Here is a 14,464-nt window from a genome sequence, read left to right on the forward strand (position 1 = left end):
CGTGTCGCGACCTGCCGCAGGCGACCTGGCTCGTCCCCACAGTTGTCGGCGCCGGCGGAGGCCGGCGCCGCGTGCGGGGCATCACAGTTGCGGGACAGCGCCGGTTTCACACCGGCTTCGCTGCGGTCTGGTCGGTGCCACCGTAGCGCACGACCAGCGGAGATCGTCCGGACGGGAGGGGTGGTGGGGGCCCCGGCCGGGGCCCCCACGGCGCGTCGCGTCAGCAGTAGGTGCTCTGCTTGCCGATCGCCCGGTACGGGCAGTCGGCGTACTCGGAGAGCAGGAGCACGGCCTCCCGGTTGCGGGAGGTCTGCGCGGGGATCACCTCGTCGGGCGGGTAGAAGCCGCCCCCGGAGGCCGAGCCGGGGTACATCTCGAAGGTGTACGCCCAGATCTTGTGGGCGCCCCACATCCAGTCGATGCTGGTGCCGTCGGCGATGTAGAGGTCGCTGGACTGTTCCGGGGTGTAGCCGTTGCTGGACGCCATCTGCCGGCCGATGGTGGCGAAGGTGTTGTACTGGTCGGCGTTCATCCCGGTGGCGGTGTTGCTGTACGTGTAGCCGTACGGCCAGAGCACCAGCTGCGAGTAGGTGTGGAAGTCGATGTTCGCCTTGATCTGCTGCACGCCGCCGACCACCCGGCCGTTGACGAAGTTGCGCAGCGCCGCGGTCTCGGGCGCCGAGAAGGCGGACGGGCCGCGGTAGGTCTCCGACGAGGTCGAGCCGGACGAGCCGCCGCAGCAGCCCCACTGGTACGACCAGTTCCGGTTCAGGTCGGTGCCCACGTACGAGGAGCCGCTGTTGGGCTGCCGGTTCTTCCGCCAGGAGCGGTAGGAGCCGGTGGCGATGTCGTACTCGCTGCCGTCCGGGTTGACCGTGGGGACGATCCAGATCTCCCGCGAGTTGACGATGTTGGTGATCCGCGAGTCGCTGCCGTAGTTGTCGGTGAACAGGTTGAGCAGGTAGATCGCCATCTCGACGGTCAGGTGCTCGCGGGCGTGCTGCTGGGCGTTGAAGAGGATCTCCGGCTCGTTCTCGTCCGTGCCGACGTTGTCGGAGATCTTCACGGCCATCAGGTCCCGGCCCTGGTAGGACCGGCCGATGCTGAGCTTGCGGGCGATGGCCGGGTGGTCGGCGACCACCGTGTTCACCACGGCGGTCAACTCGGCGTAGTCGTGGTAGTTGGAGTCGGCGGGCGGGAAGGCGTAGGCGACCGCGCCGGCGGCCGGGGCCGGGGCGACGTCCTTCTCCAGCCGGAAGCCGAGCCGGGTGATCGCGGCGGCCTCGGCGGTGGTCGCCGTGACGTGCAGCACGCCGTGTTCGGAGTGGTCGATCGCCGCGCCGGTGCGGGCGACGGCGCTGCGGTCGGCGAGGGTGCGCGGGCCGAGCACCCGGTAGGCGACGGCGGCCGGTTCGCCGTCCGGCGCGGGGCGGGCGGCGGCCGGGCCGGTGACCGCGGCGACGAGGGTCAGGCCGACGGCGGCGGCGAGGGCCAGCCGGCGGCAGAGCGGGGACGTGCGGAGGGCCATGGACAACCTCCTCGGGGTACGGGAGATCCCGTTGTCCGCACACTTCACCAGGAGTTACATGGTCATATCAATATTTGTCACTATGAGCCGTCCATCCCGACCGGATCCTCACGCCGGCAATCATTTTCCATGTGTGAACCTCTGGCGAAACTTCCCTCCAGGCGCGACAGTGAACGGCAACGATGCTGTTCTCCCAGGGGAGCCGCCATGGACCGGACATCCCTGCGAGCGGTCGCCGTCGCCGGCGCGCTCGCCCTCCTCGGCACCACCGCGCCGGCCGGCGCGACCACCACCACCGTCACGCACGACGAGCAGATCACCTGGCAGGGCTGGTCCGGCACGGCCTGGTCCACCGGCACCGCCGCCGGCACCACCGGCACGGCGGCGGGCCTGACCCTGGCCACCCCGGTCGGCACCATCCTCTACAAGGACCCGCACAGCAGCACCCGGCGCACCTGGGCCTACGGGACCTGGACCTCGCCGCTGACCCAGGTCGGTTTCTCCGCCACCGAGCTGGTCACCTCGTGGAACGCCGACACCCCCGCCGGCACCTGGCTCCAGGTCGAGCTCCAGGGCACCTACACCACCGGCACCCGCACCCCCTGGTACGTGATGGGCCGCTGGGCCTCGGGCGACGGCGACATCCGGCGGACCAGCGTCGACCGCCAGGGCGACAAGACCTCCAGCGTCTACACCGACACGTTCGCCATCAACAACCCCGCCGCCGGGGTGCTGCTGCGGGCGTACCAGCTCCGGGTCACCCTCTACCGGGACCCGGCCTCGACGGCCACGCCGGTGCTCCGCTCGGTCGGCGCGATGAGCTCGAACGTGCCGGACCGGTTCACCGTCGCCCCCAGCGCCGGGCACATCGCCTGGGGCGCCGAGCTGGCCGTGCCGCGCTACTCGCAGAACATCCACGCCGGCCAGTACCCGGAGTACGGCGGCGGCGGCGAGGCGTGGTGCTCACCCACCTCCACCGAGATGGTGGTCGAGTACTGGGGCCGCAGGCCCACCCCGGCCGACACGTCCTGGGTGGACCCGGGCTACGCCGACCCGACCGTCGACCACGCCGCCCGGATGACCTACGACTGGCAGTACGGCGGCACCGGCAACTGGCCGTTCAACACGGCGTACGCGGCCGCCTTCCCCGGGCTGGAGGCCAAGGTGACCCGGCTGCACTCGCTGGACGAGGTGGAGCACTTCATCGCCGCCGGCATCCCCGTGGTGACCAGCCAGTCCTTCCTCGCCAGCGAGCTGGACGGGGCCGGCTACGGCACGGCGGGGCACCTCATGGTGGTGGTCGGCTTCACCGCCACCGGCGACGTGATCGCCAACGACCCGGCCTCGCCCAGCGACGCCGCCGTCCGGCACGTCTACCGGCGCGACCAGTTCGAGCAGATCTGGCAGCGGACCCGGCGGACCACCGCGAGCGGCGGCACCGGCAGCGGCTCCGGCGGCGTCGTCTACCTGATCAAACCGACCGAGGTGGCCTGGCCCGCCGTGGCCGGTTCCACCAACTGGTGATCCATCCCTACCCACCCAACGGAGTGCACATGGTCAGACCAGCCCTGCGTGCGGTCGCCCTCGTCGGCGCCGCCGCGCTCGCCCTCGTCGGTGTGACGGCCCCCGCCCACGCCGACAACAACCTGCCGGTCGTCGCGCACGACGAGCAGATCACCTTCCAGGAATGGTCCACGTACCCGGACTGGCGTGGCGGCACCCACGAGGGCACGTACGCCATCCCCGGGCACCGCACCGGCATCACCATCGGCCAGCCGGCCGGCACCACCGAGTTCACCGACGAGCACACCGGCGCCACCCGGACCTGGGAGTACGCCACCTGGACCTCGCCGGAGCGGACGGTCGGCTTCGACGCCAGCGAGCTGGTCGCCTCGTGGAACGCCGCGACCCCGGCCGGCACCTGGATCCAGGTCGAGCTGCACGGCACGTACAACACCGGGCAGCAGACCCCCTGGTACGTGATGGGCCGCTGGGCCTCCGGCGACCAGGACATCAAGCGGGCCACGCTGGACGGCCAGGGTGACCCCTGGTCGACCATCTGGACCGACACCTTCTCGATCGACAACGCGCGGGCCGGGGTGCTGCTGCGGTCGTACCAGCTCCGGCTGACCCTCTACCGCGCCCCGGGGCAGACCGCCTCGCCGCGGGTCTGGATGCTCGGCGCCATGAGCTCCAACGTGCCGGACCGGTTCACCGTCGCACCGAGCAAGGGCGGCATCGCCTGGGGCGCCGAACTGGCCGTGCCGCGCTACTCGCAGAACATCCACATCGGGGAGTACCCCGAGTTCGACAACGGCGGTGAGGCCTGGTGCTCCCCCACCTCGACCGAGATGGTGGTCGAGTACTGGGGCCGGAAGCCCTCCGCCGAGGACACCGCCTGGGTCGACCCGAGCTACGCCGACCCGACCGTCGACCACGCCGCCCGGATGACCTACGACTACGAGTACGAGGGCGCCGGCAACTGGCCGTTCAACACCGCGTACGCGGCCAGCTTCCCCGACCTGGACGCCCGGGTCACCCGGATGCACTCGCTGGACGAGGTGGAACGCTTCATCAAGGCCGGCATCCCGGTGGTCACCTCGCAGTCCTTCCTGGCCAGCGAGCTGGACGGGGCCGGCTACGGCACCTCCGGGCACCTCTTCGTGATCGTCGGCTTCACCGCCGACGGTGACGTGATCGTCAACGACCCCGCGTCCTCGTCCAACGACGCGGTGCGCAACGTCTACAAGCGGGAGCAGTTCGAGCAGATCTGGCTGCGCACCAAGCGGCACCGGGCGAACGGGACCGTGGCCTCCGGCTCGGGCGGCATCGCGTACCTGATCAAGCCGACCGACAAGCCCTGGCCGGTCGTGCCGGGCTCGACCAACTGGTGAAACGCCGCGGGCCCGGCGCGGTCCCCTCTCGGGATCGCGCCGGGCCCGGTGCTTGTCAGACGGACGGGGCGAACGAGGCCGGCGGGGCCGCGGGCTCCTTCGCCCGGCGGCGGTTCCGGATCGCCCGCACGATGATCCACACCCAGGCCACCAGGGCGGCCACGCCGGCCAGCGCGAGCCCGGTGACCAGCAGGTAGGTCGAGCCGCCGGCGGTGGAGAAGACGCCCTTGCGGGCACCGGAGTCCAGCGCCGGGGCGGTGGCGCCCGCGGTCAGCCCGTCCGGCGCGTCGTAGAGGATCACGTCGGCGCGCTGGGCGCCGCCCTCGGTGGCGACGAAGGTCCCGTGCCACTCGCAGTTACGCCGGCCGCATTCCTCGTTCACCGCGGTGAACGTGCCCGGCGTGCCGCCACCGTTCTTCGCCTCCCAGGCCGGGGCGAGGTCGGTGACGCTCAGCATCAGTCCGATGGCGGCGATGACCGGCAGGCCGATCCAGACGAAGACCTTCGTCCGCCACCCGTTGATCGTATTCAGGAAACTCACGGCGGCAGACCCTAGCGGTCGGGGTGCGATCCCGCTGCCCCGTTTCCGGCCGCTCAGCTCTCCCGACGCTCGTCGGTGCGCTCGGCCTGGTCGTCGCCGGCCAGCGCGGAGCGCAGCCGGTCCTTCTCGGCGCGGCGCCGCTCCGACGCCTCGGCCATCTCCCCGGCCATCTCGTCCCGCCAGCCGCGGAGCAGGAAGAACGACAGCGCGGCGGAGAAGACCAGCGCCAGCATCAGCCGCAGGAACATGTTCATCTCGACGAACCAGAGGGCCGCCAGCACGCCGACGAACAGCCCGATCCGGCCCAGCGTGTACTTGACCGCCGCACTCAAGCCCGTACTTCCTTCTCTCTCACGCCTCAGCCCGTCCGCCGGGCCAGCCAGTGCACGCCATGAAACCAGATCACCGCGTAGACCACGGTGAACACCGCCGCGGCCAGCGCGCCGGACACCAGCGGCGGCAGCCCGGCGGCGAGGCCCGCCGCCAGCAGACCGGCGAGGAGGCCGACGGCGATCCCGGCCAGCGCCGCGAGCACCCGGGCCGCGCCGAACTCCCAGGCCCGGAAGTCGTCCCAGAACAGCCAGAGCGGCAGGATCACCGCGAGCCAGCCGTTGGTCCGCCCGAAGCCGCCCGCACCCATGGTGGCGAAGGCCCACTCGAAGAGCACCAGCGCCAGCACCCCGATCACCAGGCCGGCGAGGCTCACCCCGAGCAGGTCACCCAGGGTGAGGATGCGTCCCTCGGCGTCCCGCCGGGGAAAGCTGCGCGGCTGCTCCTCGGTGCTCATCGACGTGCGGTCAGGCCCAGACCTGCTGCGGCTCGGCGCGGCGCTCGGCCAGCGACGGGGCCGCGTCGTACTCGCGGACGATCTCGTAGCGGGTGTTCCGCTCGACCGGGCGGAAGCCCGCGTCCCAGATCAGGTTCAGCAGGTCCTCGCGGTGCATGGTGTTCGGCGTGCCGTACGAGTCGGCGTCGTGGGTGATCTTGTATTCCACGACCGAGCCGTCCAGGTCGTCGACCCCGAAGTTCAGCGAGAGCTGGGCCACCGAGAGGCCGTGCATCACCCAGAAGCACTTCACGTGCGGCACGTTGTCGAAGAGCAGCCGGGAGACGGCGAACGTCTTGAGCGACTCGGCCGGCGAGGCCATCGTGGTCTGGGCCTGGATCCGGTTACGGACCTTGCCGTCCGCCGAGTCGACGAAGTCGTGCTGGTAGCGCAGCGGGATGAAGACCTGGAAGCCGCCGGTCTCGTCCTGCAGCTCGCGCAGCCGCAGCACGTGGTCGACCCGGTGCCGGGGCTCCTCGATGTGGCCGTAGAGCATCGTCGACGGGGTCTTCATGCCCTTCGAGTGGGCCAGGCGGTGGATCCGCGACCAGTCCTCCCAGTGGCAGGCGTGGTCGACGATGTGCTGCCGGACCTCCCAGTCGAAGATCTCCGCGCCACCGCCGGTCAGCGACTCCAGGCCGGCGTCCATCAGCTCGTCGAGGATCTCGTCGGCGCTCAGGCCGCTGATCTTCTCGAACCACTGCACCTCGGTCGCGGTGAACGCCTTCAGGTTGACCTTCGGCAGCGCCGCCTTCAGCTCGCGGAGCACCTTCGGGTAGTAACGCCACGGCAGGGTCGGGTGCAGGCCGTTGACGATGTGCAGCTCGGTGAGCTGCTCGTCCTCCATCTCCTTGGCCTTGCGGACCGCCTCGTCGATGCGCATCGTGTAGGCGTCCTTCTCACCCGGCTTGCGCTGGAAGGAGCAGTACGCGCACGAGGCGGAGCAGACGTTGGTCAGGTTGAGGTGCCGGTTGACGTTGAACATCACCCGGTCGCCGTTCATCTCGGTGCGCTTGTGGTGCGCCAGCCGCCCCAGCCAGGCGAGGTCGTCGCTCTCGTAGAGGGCCACCCCGTCCTCGCGGGTCAGCCGCTCCCCGGCGTAGACCTTCGCTTCGAGCTCGCGCTTGAGTCCGGCGTCCATCGAAAGCCACGTCCCTTCCACCTGCGGTCCCGGTCGAGCGTACGTCGCGCGTCGGACGAACCGGCGACCCGGTCAACCGCAGCGACCCACTTCACCGGTCTTCCGGTCGACCGTCACGCTCCGCGCATCGACATAGCTGCGTTGGTGAGGTAAGACAGGATGGGGCGGAACACACACCGGTACCGTCCTGGCTCACCGCGCCCACCTGGCGCGGAACACACCAGACCGGACGGGGAGCGAATGGTCGACAGCACGCAGGGCCGACGCCGACGAAGCCGGAATCCGGTGATCTCGCCGGTGCTCCGCCCGGCGCTCTGGTCCGCTCTGCTCGGGGCGGTCGCGGCCGCGGCGCTCGCCACGCCGGCCTGGGCCGACCCGCTGCCCGACACCGTTCCCGACACCGGCTCCCGCCCCCGGGTCACCGGCGCCCTCCAGCTGCCCACCGTGCCCGGCGCCGTCCCCGGCGTGCCCGGCACCATCCCCGGCCTGCCCGGCACGGTGACCGGCGGGCCCGGCCGCACCGCGGGCCTCCCCGGTGCCACGCCCGGCGTGACCAACCCGGCCGACGGCCCGCTGATCGCCCAGATCAACCAGGTCGACGCCCAGGTCGCCCAGCTCGGCGACAACCTGCTCACCATCAAGGGCGAGCGGGACAGCGCGCAGGCGGACCTGGCCCTCGCCGCCACCCGGCTCAAGGAGGCCCAGGACGCGCTCGTCCGGGCCCAGGAGAACGCGAAGACCGCCGCCGCCGACGCCGTCAAGGCCGACGCCGCGCTGCCGCCCGGCGAGTTCGGGGCCAACCTGCGCGAATTCGCCAACCTCCAGCGGATCACCCGGGGCGACAAGGCCGAGGGCGCCACCACGGCGGTGACCGGCGAACTCGCCCGGGCCACCGCCGCCGAGCGGGTCGCCCGGGAGGCGCACGCCTCGGCCGAGCGGCGCGCCGCCGAGAAGACCGCGCAGTACACCCGGGTCGAGACCGACCTGCACAAGCAGGAAGCGGCTCTGCTCAAGCTCCGCAGGGACAACGCCGCCCGGCTGCTCGAGATCGAGCGCCGCGAGGACGCCGCCGAGCAGCAGCTCGGCAGCCCGTACGTCGTCAACCAGAGCGTCAGCGGGTTGGTCGCCGACCCGAAGGCCCTGGCCGCGGTGCGGTACGCCCTCGCCCAGCTCGGCGACCCCTACCTCTGGGCGGCCGAGGGGCCGGACCGGTTCGACTGCTCCGGCCTGATGCTCGCCTCCTACCAGGCGGCCGGCTACCAGGGGCTGCCCCGGGTCTCCCGGGACCAGTACTACGCCACGCGCTCCCGCACCGTCGACCCCAATGCGCTCCTCCCCGGCGACCTGCTCTTCTTCGCCTCGGGCAGCAGTTGGACGAGCATCCACCACGTCGCCATGTACATCGGCAACGGCAAGATGGTCGAGGCGCCGCGCACCGGCGACGTCGTGAAGATCTCGGTGGTCCGGTGGTCCCGGCTGTACGCGGCCACCCGGGTGATCGGCGCGGTCCCCGCTCCCGCCACCCCGGCACCGACGGTGCCCACCACGCCGCCCACCACGCCGCCGGCCAACCCGTCGAAGCCCGGCGCGACGCCCAAGCCCACGAGGACGGCGACCCCGAAGCCCACGAAGACGGCCACGCCGAAGCCGACGCCGAGCACGTCGAGCCCGACGCCCACCCCGTCGACCTCGCCGAGCACCACCACCCCGCCGCCGCCGACGACGCCGCCGCCGAGCCCGACCGAGTCGCCGACCTCGACGCCGACCAGCACCGAGGGAGCCGGGAGCGTCGAGCCGAGCACCAGCTCCGCCGCCCCGGCGAGCAGCGCGGCCGAGAGCACCTCGGTCAGCCCGAGCGCCACCGACTGACCAACCGCCGCTCCGGCTGTGCTCCCGGGCCGGAATGTGGCACGGTGAGATCCAGGCACGCCCGGCCGGCGCCACGGTCGGGGGCGAGCGTGGGCACGGAGGGGCGAGATGGGCGAGCACGACGTTCCGGCGGAGACGGTCCACCCTGGACCCGTCCCCGACGCCGCCGACCGGCCGGCCGGCCCCGCCGAGGAGCGTCCGGGCCAGGTCCCTCCGGTGGCCGTGGCCCGGGTCAGCGTCGCCGGCGCCACCGCGCCACCCCCGGACGTGGAGCGGCCCAGCACGCCGGCCACCGGCAACACCTACCGGGCGGGTGGCTCCCCGACGGGGCCCGCCCCGGCGCTGGACCGGCGCCAGCCGGGTGCCTCCGTTCCGCCACCCTCGACCTGGTCCGCCTTCGCCGCCGCCGAGCGCTCGCCGGCCGACGGCGCCGCCTCGACCGAGGGCGAACCGGCACCCGGCGCGGACTCCCCCGCCGGTGGCGCCGGCTCGGCACCGGTCGCCCCCGCGCCCCGGGCCGCCGGCTCCGCGGCGGTGCCCGCGCACCGCACGGATGAGGCCGCGGCGGTGCCCGCACCTCGCGTGGAGGAGCCGGAGGTCGAGGCCGCATCCGCTCCGGCGGGCCAGCCGCCGGCCGACGCCGCCCCGGCGCCCGGCCCCGAGACGCAGCCGCGGGCCGGCGCGGGGCACGCCCGGGCCAGCGCGTCGGTGCCCGGCCTGACCCGCGTCTCGGCCGACGAGGTCGCCTCCGCGCTCGCCGGGACGCCCGGCGGCGCCAAGGTCTACCGGGCGGGCCCGGTGAACCCCGAGCCGCCCGAGCCCGCCCAGCCGCCGGAGCCGGCCCAGCCCCCGACGCCGCCCGTGCCGGAGCCCGAGCCGGCGCCGACGCCCGTGCCGGGTCCGACCCCGCCCTCCCCGGCGCCCCCCGTGCCGGCGCCCGAGCCCCCGTTCCGGCCCACGCCGCCGGTGCCCGCACCGCCGCCCGGTCCGACCCCGCCGGGGCCGGTGCCCCCGGTGCCGGGTCCGCCGGCGCCGCCACCCGGACCGCCGGTGCCCGCGCCTCCGCCGCCGCCCGGCCCGATGCCGGCGCCGCCGTTCCCGCCGCCGCCCGCCATGGCCGGCGTGCCGGGGTCCACGCCGTTCCCGGGCGCCGCGCAGCCGGGACCGGCCGCGCCGGCCTGGGCCGCCGCGCCGACCTCCGCTCCGCCGCTGCCCACCGCGCCGCCCGTGGTGCCGGCACCGGCCCTGCCGGCCTGGCCGCCGTCGGCCGACCCCACCGAGTACCGGGCCGGCCAGCCCGGTCAGGTGCCCGTGCCGAGCCGCCCGGTGAACCGCCCGCCGGCCGGTCCCGACCTGGCCGGCACCGCGTACGGGGGCACCGACGGGCCGGGCTTCGCGACGGTCGCCCTCCCGCAGGGCAATCCGCTGGAGAACTCGGGCTCGCTGACCGGGCACATCCTGGCGCAGGGCTGGGCCGAGGACGCCCCGGCGACCCGGTCCAGCAACACGAAGGTGGTGATCGTGCTGGCCGCCGCGCTGGCGCTGCTCGTCGCGATCAGCCTGGTGGTGGTCTTCCTGGCCAACGACGCGCTCAGCGGGATCACCGGCACCGTGCTGACCCGGTGACCGGGGTGAGCCCGCCCACTACGCACTCGCGGTGCGGTGGCAGGTTCGCCGCACCGCCGTACACTTGTGGAGATCACTGACCCGGCGCGCCCGTTGCGCGCCCATGGGCGATCTTGCGGGCGAATCGGCGGCGTGACGAAGCCGCGGCGGGCCATCGCGAAGATGCGCCCCGCTCGAAAGGCATTTCTTGACCACCTTCGCTGCCTCCGGCACGTCCCCGTCCGCCGACCCCACCATCGACACCCCTGACTTCGCCGCGCTCGGCTTGCCCCGGCAGCTGGTCGAGGCGCTCGCCCGGCAGGGCATCACCACCCCGTTCGAGATCCAGCGGGCCACCCTGCCCGACGCCCTCGCCGGTCGCGACGTGCTCGGCCGGGGGCAGACCGGCTCGGGCAAGACCCTCGCCTTCGGCCTGCCGGTGATCGCCCGGCTCGCCGACCGCAACCGGGCCCGGCCGCTGCACCCCCGCGCCCTGGTCCTGGTGCCCACCCGCGAGCTGGCCATGCAGGTCAACGACGCGCTCGTGCCGCTCGGCAAGTCGGTCGGCATCTTCCTGAAGACCGCCGTCGGCGGCGTCCCGTACGACCGGCAGATCGACGCGCTGCGCCGCGGCGTGGAGATCGTGGTGGCCACGCCGGGGCGGCTCGGGGACCTGATCGAGCGGGGCGTCTGCATCCTCGACGACGTCGAGATCACCGTGCTCGACGAGGCCGACCAGATGGCCGACATGGGCTTCCTGCCCGAGGTCACCGAGCTGCTGGCGAAGACCCCGGCGGACGCCCAGCGGCTGCTCTTCTCGGCCACTCTGGACAACGACGTCGACTCGCTGGTCAAGCGGTTCATGACCGACCCGGTCACGCACTCGACCGCGCCGGCGACCGCCGCCGTGTCCACCATGGACCACCACCTGCTGCTGATCCCGCCGCACGACAAGTTCGCCGTGGCGGCGTCCATCGCGGCCCGCGACGGTCGCACCATGCTCTTCGCGCGTACCCAGCTCGGCGTCGACCGGCTGGTCGAGCAGCTGGCGGCCGTGGGCGTACGGGCCGGTGGCCTGCACGGCGGCAAGACCCAGCGGATGCGCACCCGGACCCTGGCCGAGTTCCGCGAGGGCCGGATGAACGTGCTGGTCGCCACCGACGTGGCGGCCCGGGGCATCCACGTCGACGGCGTGACGCTGGTGCTGCACGTGGACCCGCCGAAGGACCCGAAGGACTACCTGCACCGGGCGGGTCGCACCGCGCGGGCCGGGGAGTCCGGGGCGGTGGCGACCCTGGTGCTGCCGAAGCAGCGCCGGACCACGCTGGCCATGCTGGAGAAGGCGGGCGTCGAGCCGGCCGAGACCCGGGTCCGCGCCGGCGATGCCGCGCTGGCCGAGCTGACGGGCGCCCGCGAGCCCAGCGGCGTGCCGGTCCGCGACGAGCCGGAGCCGCGCCGGGGCGGCCCGCGCCGCTTCGGCGACCGGGACGGGCGCGGCGAGCGCCGCTTCGGCGACCGGCCGCGGAGCTTCGACCGGGGCGACCGCCGCGACGACGACCGCCGCTTCGGCGACCGGCCGAGCGGGCGGGGCTTCGACCGCGGTGAGCGCCGCGAGGACGACCGTCCGGCCGGCGGCCGCGGCTACGACCGGGGCTTCGGCGAGCGGCGCCCCGCCGAACGGGGCGGCTTCGACCGGGACGGGCACGGCGACCGGCGCTTCGGCGACCGTGACGACCGGCGCTTCGGTGGCCGCGACGAGCGCGGCTCCGGCCGTCCCTCGGGCGACCGCCACTTCGCCGACCGGACCGGGCGCGACCAGCACCGGCCGACCGGCGCGGGTCGCGGCTACGACCGGGACGTCCGCGGCGACCGGCGACCCGACGACCGCCCCACCGGCGGCCGGACCTTCGGCGACCGGGACGGCGGGCGCGCCTACGGCGACCGGCCCACCGGCGGCCGCTCCTACGGCGACCGGGACGGCGCGCGCAGCCACGGCGGGCGGTTCGAGGACCGCCCGCAGGGTGAGCGGCGCTTCGGCGACCGCGACGGCCGTGGCGAGCGGCGCTTCGGCGAGCGGGGCGAGTTCCGTCCGGCCGAGCGCCGGGGCGGTTTCCGGCCGGAGGCGCGGGGCCGGGACGACCGGCCGCGCGACGACCGGCGTGGCTTCGGCCGCCCGCCGGCCCGCACCCACTGACCCACCCGTCAGGCTGCGCCCCGCCGGACCAGGCGGGCCCGCGAACACCGACGCCGCCGCCGAGCCACCGCTCGGCGGCGGCGTTCGCGCATCCGCTGCCGGTGTCCGCCGGGTCGCGTAACGTCCGGTTCATGCCGAACATGCCGAAGTCGCTCTTCTGGTCCCGGACCGACACCGCCGGCTCCGAGCACGTCCTGCTCGACGATCGGCAGGGGCTCGCCGCGCAGGGCGTGGCGCTGGCCGTCGACCCGATCCCGTACACCTGCCGCTACCAGCTGACCGTGGGCGCCGACTGGTCGACCAGCCGGCTGGAGGTCGCCGCGGAGGGTGCGGGCTGGTCGCGGAGCGTACGCCTGGAGCGCACCGGGGACGGGTGGCGGGTGCGCACCGGCGAGGAGGGTGACCTGGACGCGGCGCTGCGCGCGGCCGGGCATCCGCCGGCCGGGCTGCCGGGGACCGACGACCCGGACCGGTTGGCCGAGGCGCTCGACGTTGACCTGGGCGGCTCACCGCTCACCAACACCCTGCCGGTGCGCCGGCTCGACCTGAAGCGCGCCCCCGCCGACCAGGCGCGGACCGTCACCGTCGCCTGGGTGCTGCTGCCCAGCCTGGCGGTGCTCCCCGCCGAGCAGGTCTACACCTCGCTCGGCCCGGGCCGGGTCCGCTACGCCAGCGGCTCGTTCTCGGCCGACCTGGACGTGGACCCGGAGGGCTTCGTGGTGCGCTACCCGGGGCTGGCCGAGCGGATCGACCCGCGCTGACCGCTCAGGCCGGCCAGGCGCCGGTGGCCAGGAAGCGGTCGATGGTGGCCAGGTGCGGGGCGAGGTCCAGGCCCTGCGCGGCCACCCACCCGTCGTCGTAGTAGGTGTGCGCGTAGCGGTCGCCCGGGTCGCAGATGAGGGTGACCACCGAGCCGGTCCGGCCGGCGGCGAGCAGCTCGGCGATCAGCCCGAACGCGCCCCAGAGGTTGGTGCCGGTGGAGCCGCCGACGCGGCGGCCGAGCACCGCCGAGCCGGCCCGCATGGCGGCCAGCGACGCGGCGTCCGGCACCTGCGTCATCCGGTCGACCACGCTGGGCAGGAAGGAGGCCTCGACGCAGGGCCGGCCGATCCCCTCGATCCGGGAGCCCTTGTCGGTGCGGACGGACCAGTCGCCGGCCTGCCAGGCCGGGTAGAACGCGGAGTTCTCCGGGTCGACGACGCAGAGCTTGGTGGGCAGCCGGCGGTAGCGGGCGTACCGGCCGATGGTGGCGCTGGTGCCGCCGGTGCCGGCGCCCACCACGATCCAGGCCGGCACGGGGTGCCGCTCCAGGGCGAGCTGCGCGTAGATCGACTCGGCGATGTTGTTGTTGCCCCGCCAGTCGGTGGCCCGCTCCGCGTAGGTGAACTGGTCCATGTAGTGCCCGCCGCTGTCCTCGGCGAGCCACCGCGCCTCGACGACCACCTTGGCCGGGTCCTGCACCAGGTGGCAGCGGCCGCCCTGGAACTCGATCTGGGCGATCTTCTCGGGCGAGGTGGAGGCGGGCATGACGGCGATGAACGGCAGCCCGAGCATCCGGGCGAAGTACGCCTCGGAGACCGCGGTCGACCCGGAGGACGCCTCGACGATGGTGGTGTCCGGGCCGATCCAGCCGTTGCAGAGCCCGTAGAGGAACAGCGAGCGGGCCAGCCGGTGCTTGAGCGAGCCGGTGGGGTGCACCGACTCGTCCTTGAGGTAGAGGTCGATGCCCCACTCCCGGGGCAGCGGGAAGGGCAGGAGGTGGGTGTCGGCGGAGCGGTTGGCGTCCGCCTCGACCGTGGCGATCGCCTCGGTCACCCAGCTCCGGCTGGCCTCGTCACACCGGTCGAGATGAGTCACGCCGGCAAC

11 protein-coding genes, 1 pseudogene and 1 riboswitch are annotated in these 14,464 nt (G+C 74.0%); of the genes and pseudogenes, 6 read left to right on the top strand and 6 right to left on the bottom strand.

Annotation, left to right across the window (positions count from 1 at the left end; all coding sequences use genetic code 11):
- Nucleotides 1–24: 24 nt before the first annotated feature.
- Nucleotides 25–116: riboswitch (cobalamin riboswitch) on the bottom strand.
- 107 nt (nt 117–223) lie between these two features.
- Nucleotides 224–1,528, bottom strand: a pseudogene (locus FXF50_RS12695) (M14 family metallopeptidase); the annotation flags it as partial.
- 207 nt (nt 1,529–1,735) lie between these two features.
- Here FXF50_RS12695 and FXF50_RS12700 point away from each other — a divergent pair.
- Together FXF50_RS12700 and FXF50_RS12705 are read left to right on the top strand one after the other, a co-directional pair.
- Entirely contained in the window at nt 1,736–3,052 is a 1,317-nt protein-coding gene (locus FXF50_RS12700) for a C39 family peptidase (protein WP_148427464.1), read from the top strand.
- Between the two features lie 29 nt (nt 3,053–3,081).
- The gene (locus FXF50_RS12705) at nt 3,082–4,422 is read left to right on the top strand and encodes a C39 family peptidase (protein WP_148427467.1); all 1,341 of its coding nucleotides are present in this window, start codon (nt 3,082–3,084) and stop codon (nt 4,420–4,422) included.
- Between the two features lie 55 nt (nt 4,423–4,477).
- Here FXF50_RS12705 and FXF50_RS12710 read toward each other — a convergent pair whose 3' ends face one another.
- Genes FXF50_RS12710 through mqnE form a run of 4 tightly spaced genes read right to left on the bottom strand, consistent with a single transcriptional unit; the run spans nt 4,478 to nt 6,930 of the window.
- Nucleotides 4,478–4,963, bottom strand: coding sequence for a hypothetical protein (locus FXF50_RS12710; protein ID WP_148427469.1), 486 nt, complete (start codon nt 4,961–4,963; stop codon nt 4,478–4,480).
- Nucleotides 4,964–5,016: 53 nt separating this feature from the next.
- A complete protein-coding gene (locus FXF50_RS12715) occupies nt 5,017–5,295 on the bottom strand; it encodes a DUF4229 domain-containing protein (protein ID WP_148427471.1) in 279 nt (92 codons plus the stop codon).
- A 26-nt stretch (nt 5,296–5,321) separates the two neighbouring features.
- Nucleotides 5,322–5,750 carry a hypothetical protein gene (locus tag FXF50_RS12720; protein ID WP_148427473.1) on the bottom strand — a complete coding sequence of 143 codons (429 nt, stop codon included), beginning with the start codon at nt 5,748–5,750 and terminating at the stop codon, nt 5,322–5,324.
- Between the two features lie 10 nt (nt 5,751–5,760).
- The gene (gene mqnE, locus FXF50_RS12725) at nt 5,761–6,930 is read right to left on the bottom strand and encodes an aminofutalosine synthase MqnE (RefSeq protein ID WP_091315414.1); all 1,170 of its coding nucleotides are present in this window, start codon (nt 6,928–6,930) and stop codon (nt 5,761–5,763) included.
- A gap of 240 nt (nt 6,931–7,170) precedes the next feature.
- Here mqnE and FXF50_RS12730 point away from each other — a divergent pair, with 240 nt between their 5' ends.
- The 4 genes from FXF50_RS12730 (at nt 7,171) to FXF50_RS12745 (ending at nt 13,359) form a co-directional block, all read left to right on the top strand.
- Nucleotides 7,171–8,799, top strand: coding sequence for a C40 family peptidase (locus FXF50_RS12730; RefSeq protein WP_187399644.1), 1,629 nt, complete (start codon nt 7,171–7,173; stop codon nt 8,797–8,799).
- Nucleotides 8,800–8,907: 108 nt separating this feature from the next.
- Nucleotides 8,908–10,425, top strand: coding sequence for a hypothetical protein (locus tag FXF50_RS12735; RefSeq protein WP_148427477.1), 1,518 nt, complete (start codon nt 8,908–8,910; stop codon nt 10,423–10,425).
- Nucleotides 10,426–10,612: 187 nt separating this feature from the next.
- The gene (locus tag FXF50_RS12740) at nt 10,613–12,598 is read left to right on the top strand and encodes a DEAD/DEAH box helicase (protein WP_148427479.1); all 1,986 of its coding nucleotides are present in this window, start codon (nt 10,613–10,615) and stop codon (nt 12,596–12,598) included.
- 140 nt (nt 12,599–12,738) lie between these two features.
- Nucleotides 12,739–13,359 (top strand): putative glycolipid-binding domain-containing protein, encoded by a 621-nt coding sequence (locus FXF50_RS12745; protein ID WP_148427795.1) that lies wholly within the window; start codon nt 12,739–12,741, stop codon nt 13,357–13,359.
- Nucleotides 13,360–13,363: 4 nt separating this feature from the next.
- On the opposite strand, the gene FXF50_RS12750 is transcribed toward FXF50_RS12745, so the two are convergent.
- On the bottom strand, nt 13,364–14,455 hold the full coding sequence (locus FXF50_RS12750; RefSeq protein ID WP_148427481.1) for a PLP-dependent cysteine synthase family protein: 1,092 nt from the start codon (nt 14,453–14,455) through the stop codon (nt 13,364–13,366).
- Nucleotides 14,456–14,464 lie beyond the last annotated feature (9 nt).

It is taken from the genome of Micromonospora sp. AP08 (assembly GCF_008085935.1).
Classification (GTDB): domain Bacteria; phylum Actinomycetota; class Actinomycetes; order Mycobacteriales; family Micromonosporaceae; genus Micromonospora; species Micromonospora chersina.

Excerpts from the sequence above, each read along its gene's own strand:
- FXF50_RS12720 (WP_148427473.1), bottom strand. The coding sequence starts at position 5,750 with ATGAGCACCGAGGAGCAGCCGCGCAGCTTTCCCCGGCGGGACGCCGAG.
- FXF50_RS12730 (WP_187399644.1), top strand. The coding sequence starts at position 7,171 with ATGGTCGACAGCACGCAGGGCCGACGCCGACGAAGCCGGAATCCGGTG.
- FXF50_RS12745 (WP_148427795.1), top strand. The coding sequence starts at position 12,739 with ATGCCGAAGTCGCTCTTCTGGTCCCGGACCGACACCGCCGGCTCCGAG.
- FXF50_RS12735 (WP_148427477.1), top strand. The coding sequence starts at position 8,908 with ATGGGCGAGCACGACGTTCCGGCGGAGACGGTCCACCCTGGACCCGTC.
- mqnE (WP_091315414.1), bottom strand. The coding sequence starts at position 6,930 with ATGGACGCCGGACTCAAGCGCGAGCTCGAAGCGAAGGTCTACGCCGGG.
- FXF50_RS12705 (WP_148427467.1), top strand. The coding sequence starts at position 3,082 with ATGGTCAGACCAGCCCTGCGTGCGGTCGCCCTCGTCGGCGCCGCCGCG.
- FXF50_RS12700 (WP_148427464.1), top strand. The coding sequence starts at position 1,736 with ATGGACCGGACATCCCTGCGAGCGGTCGCCGTCGCCGGCGCGCTCGCC.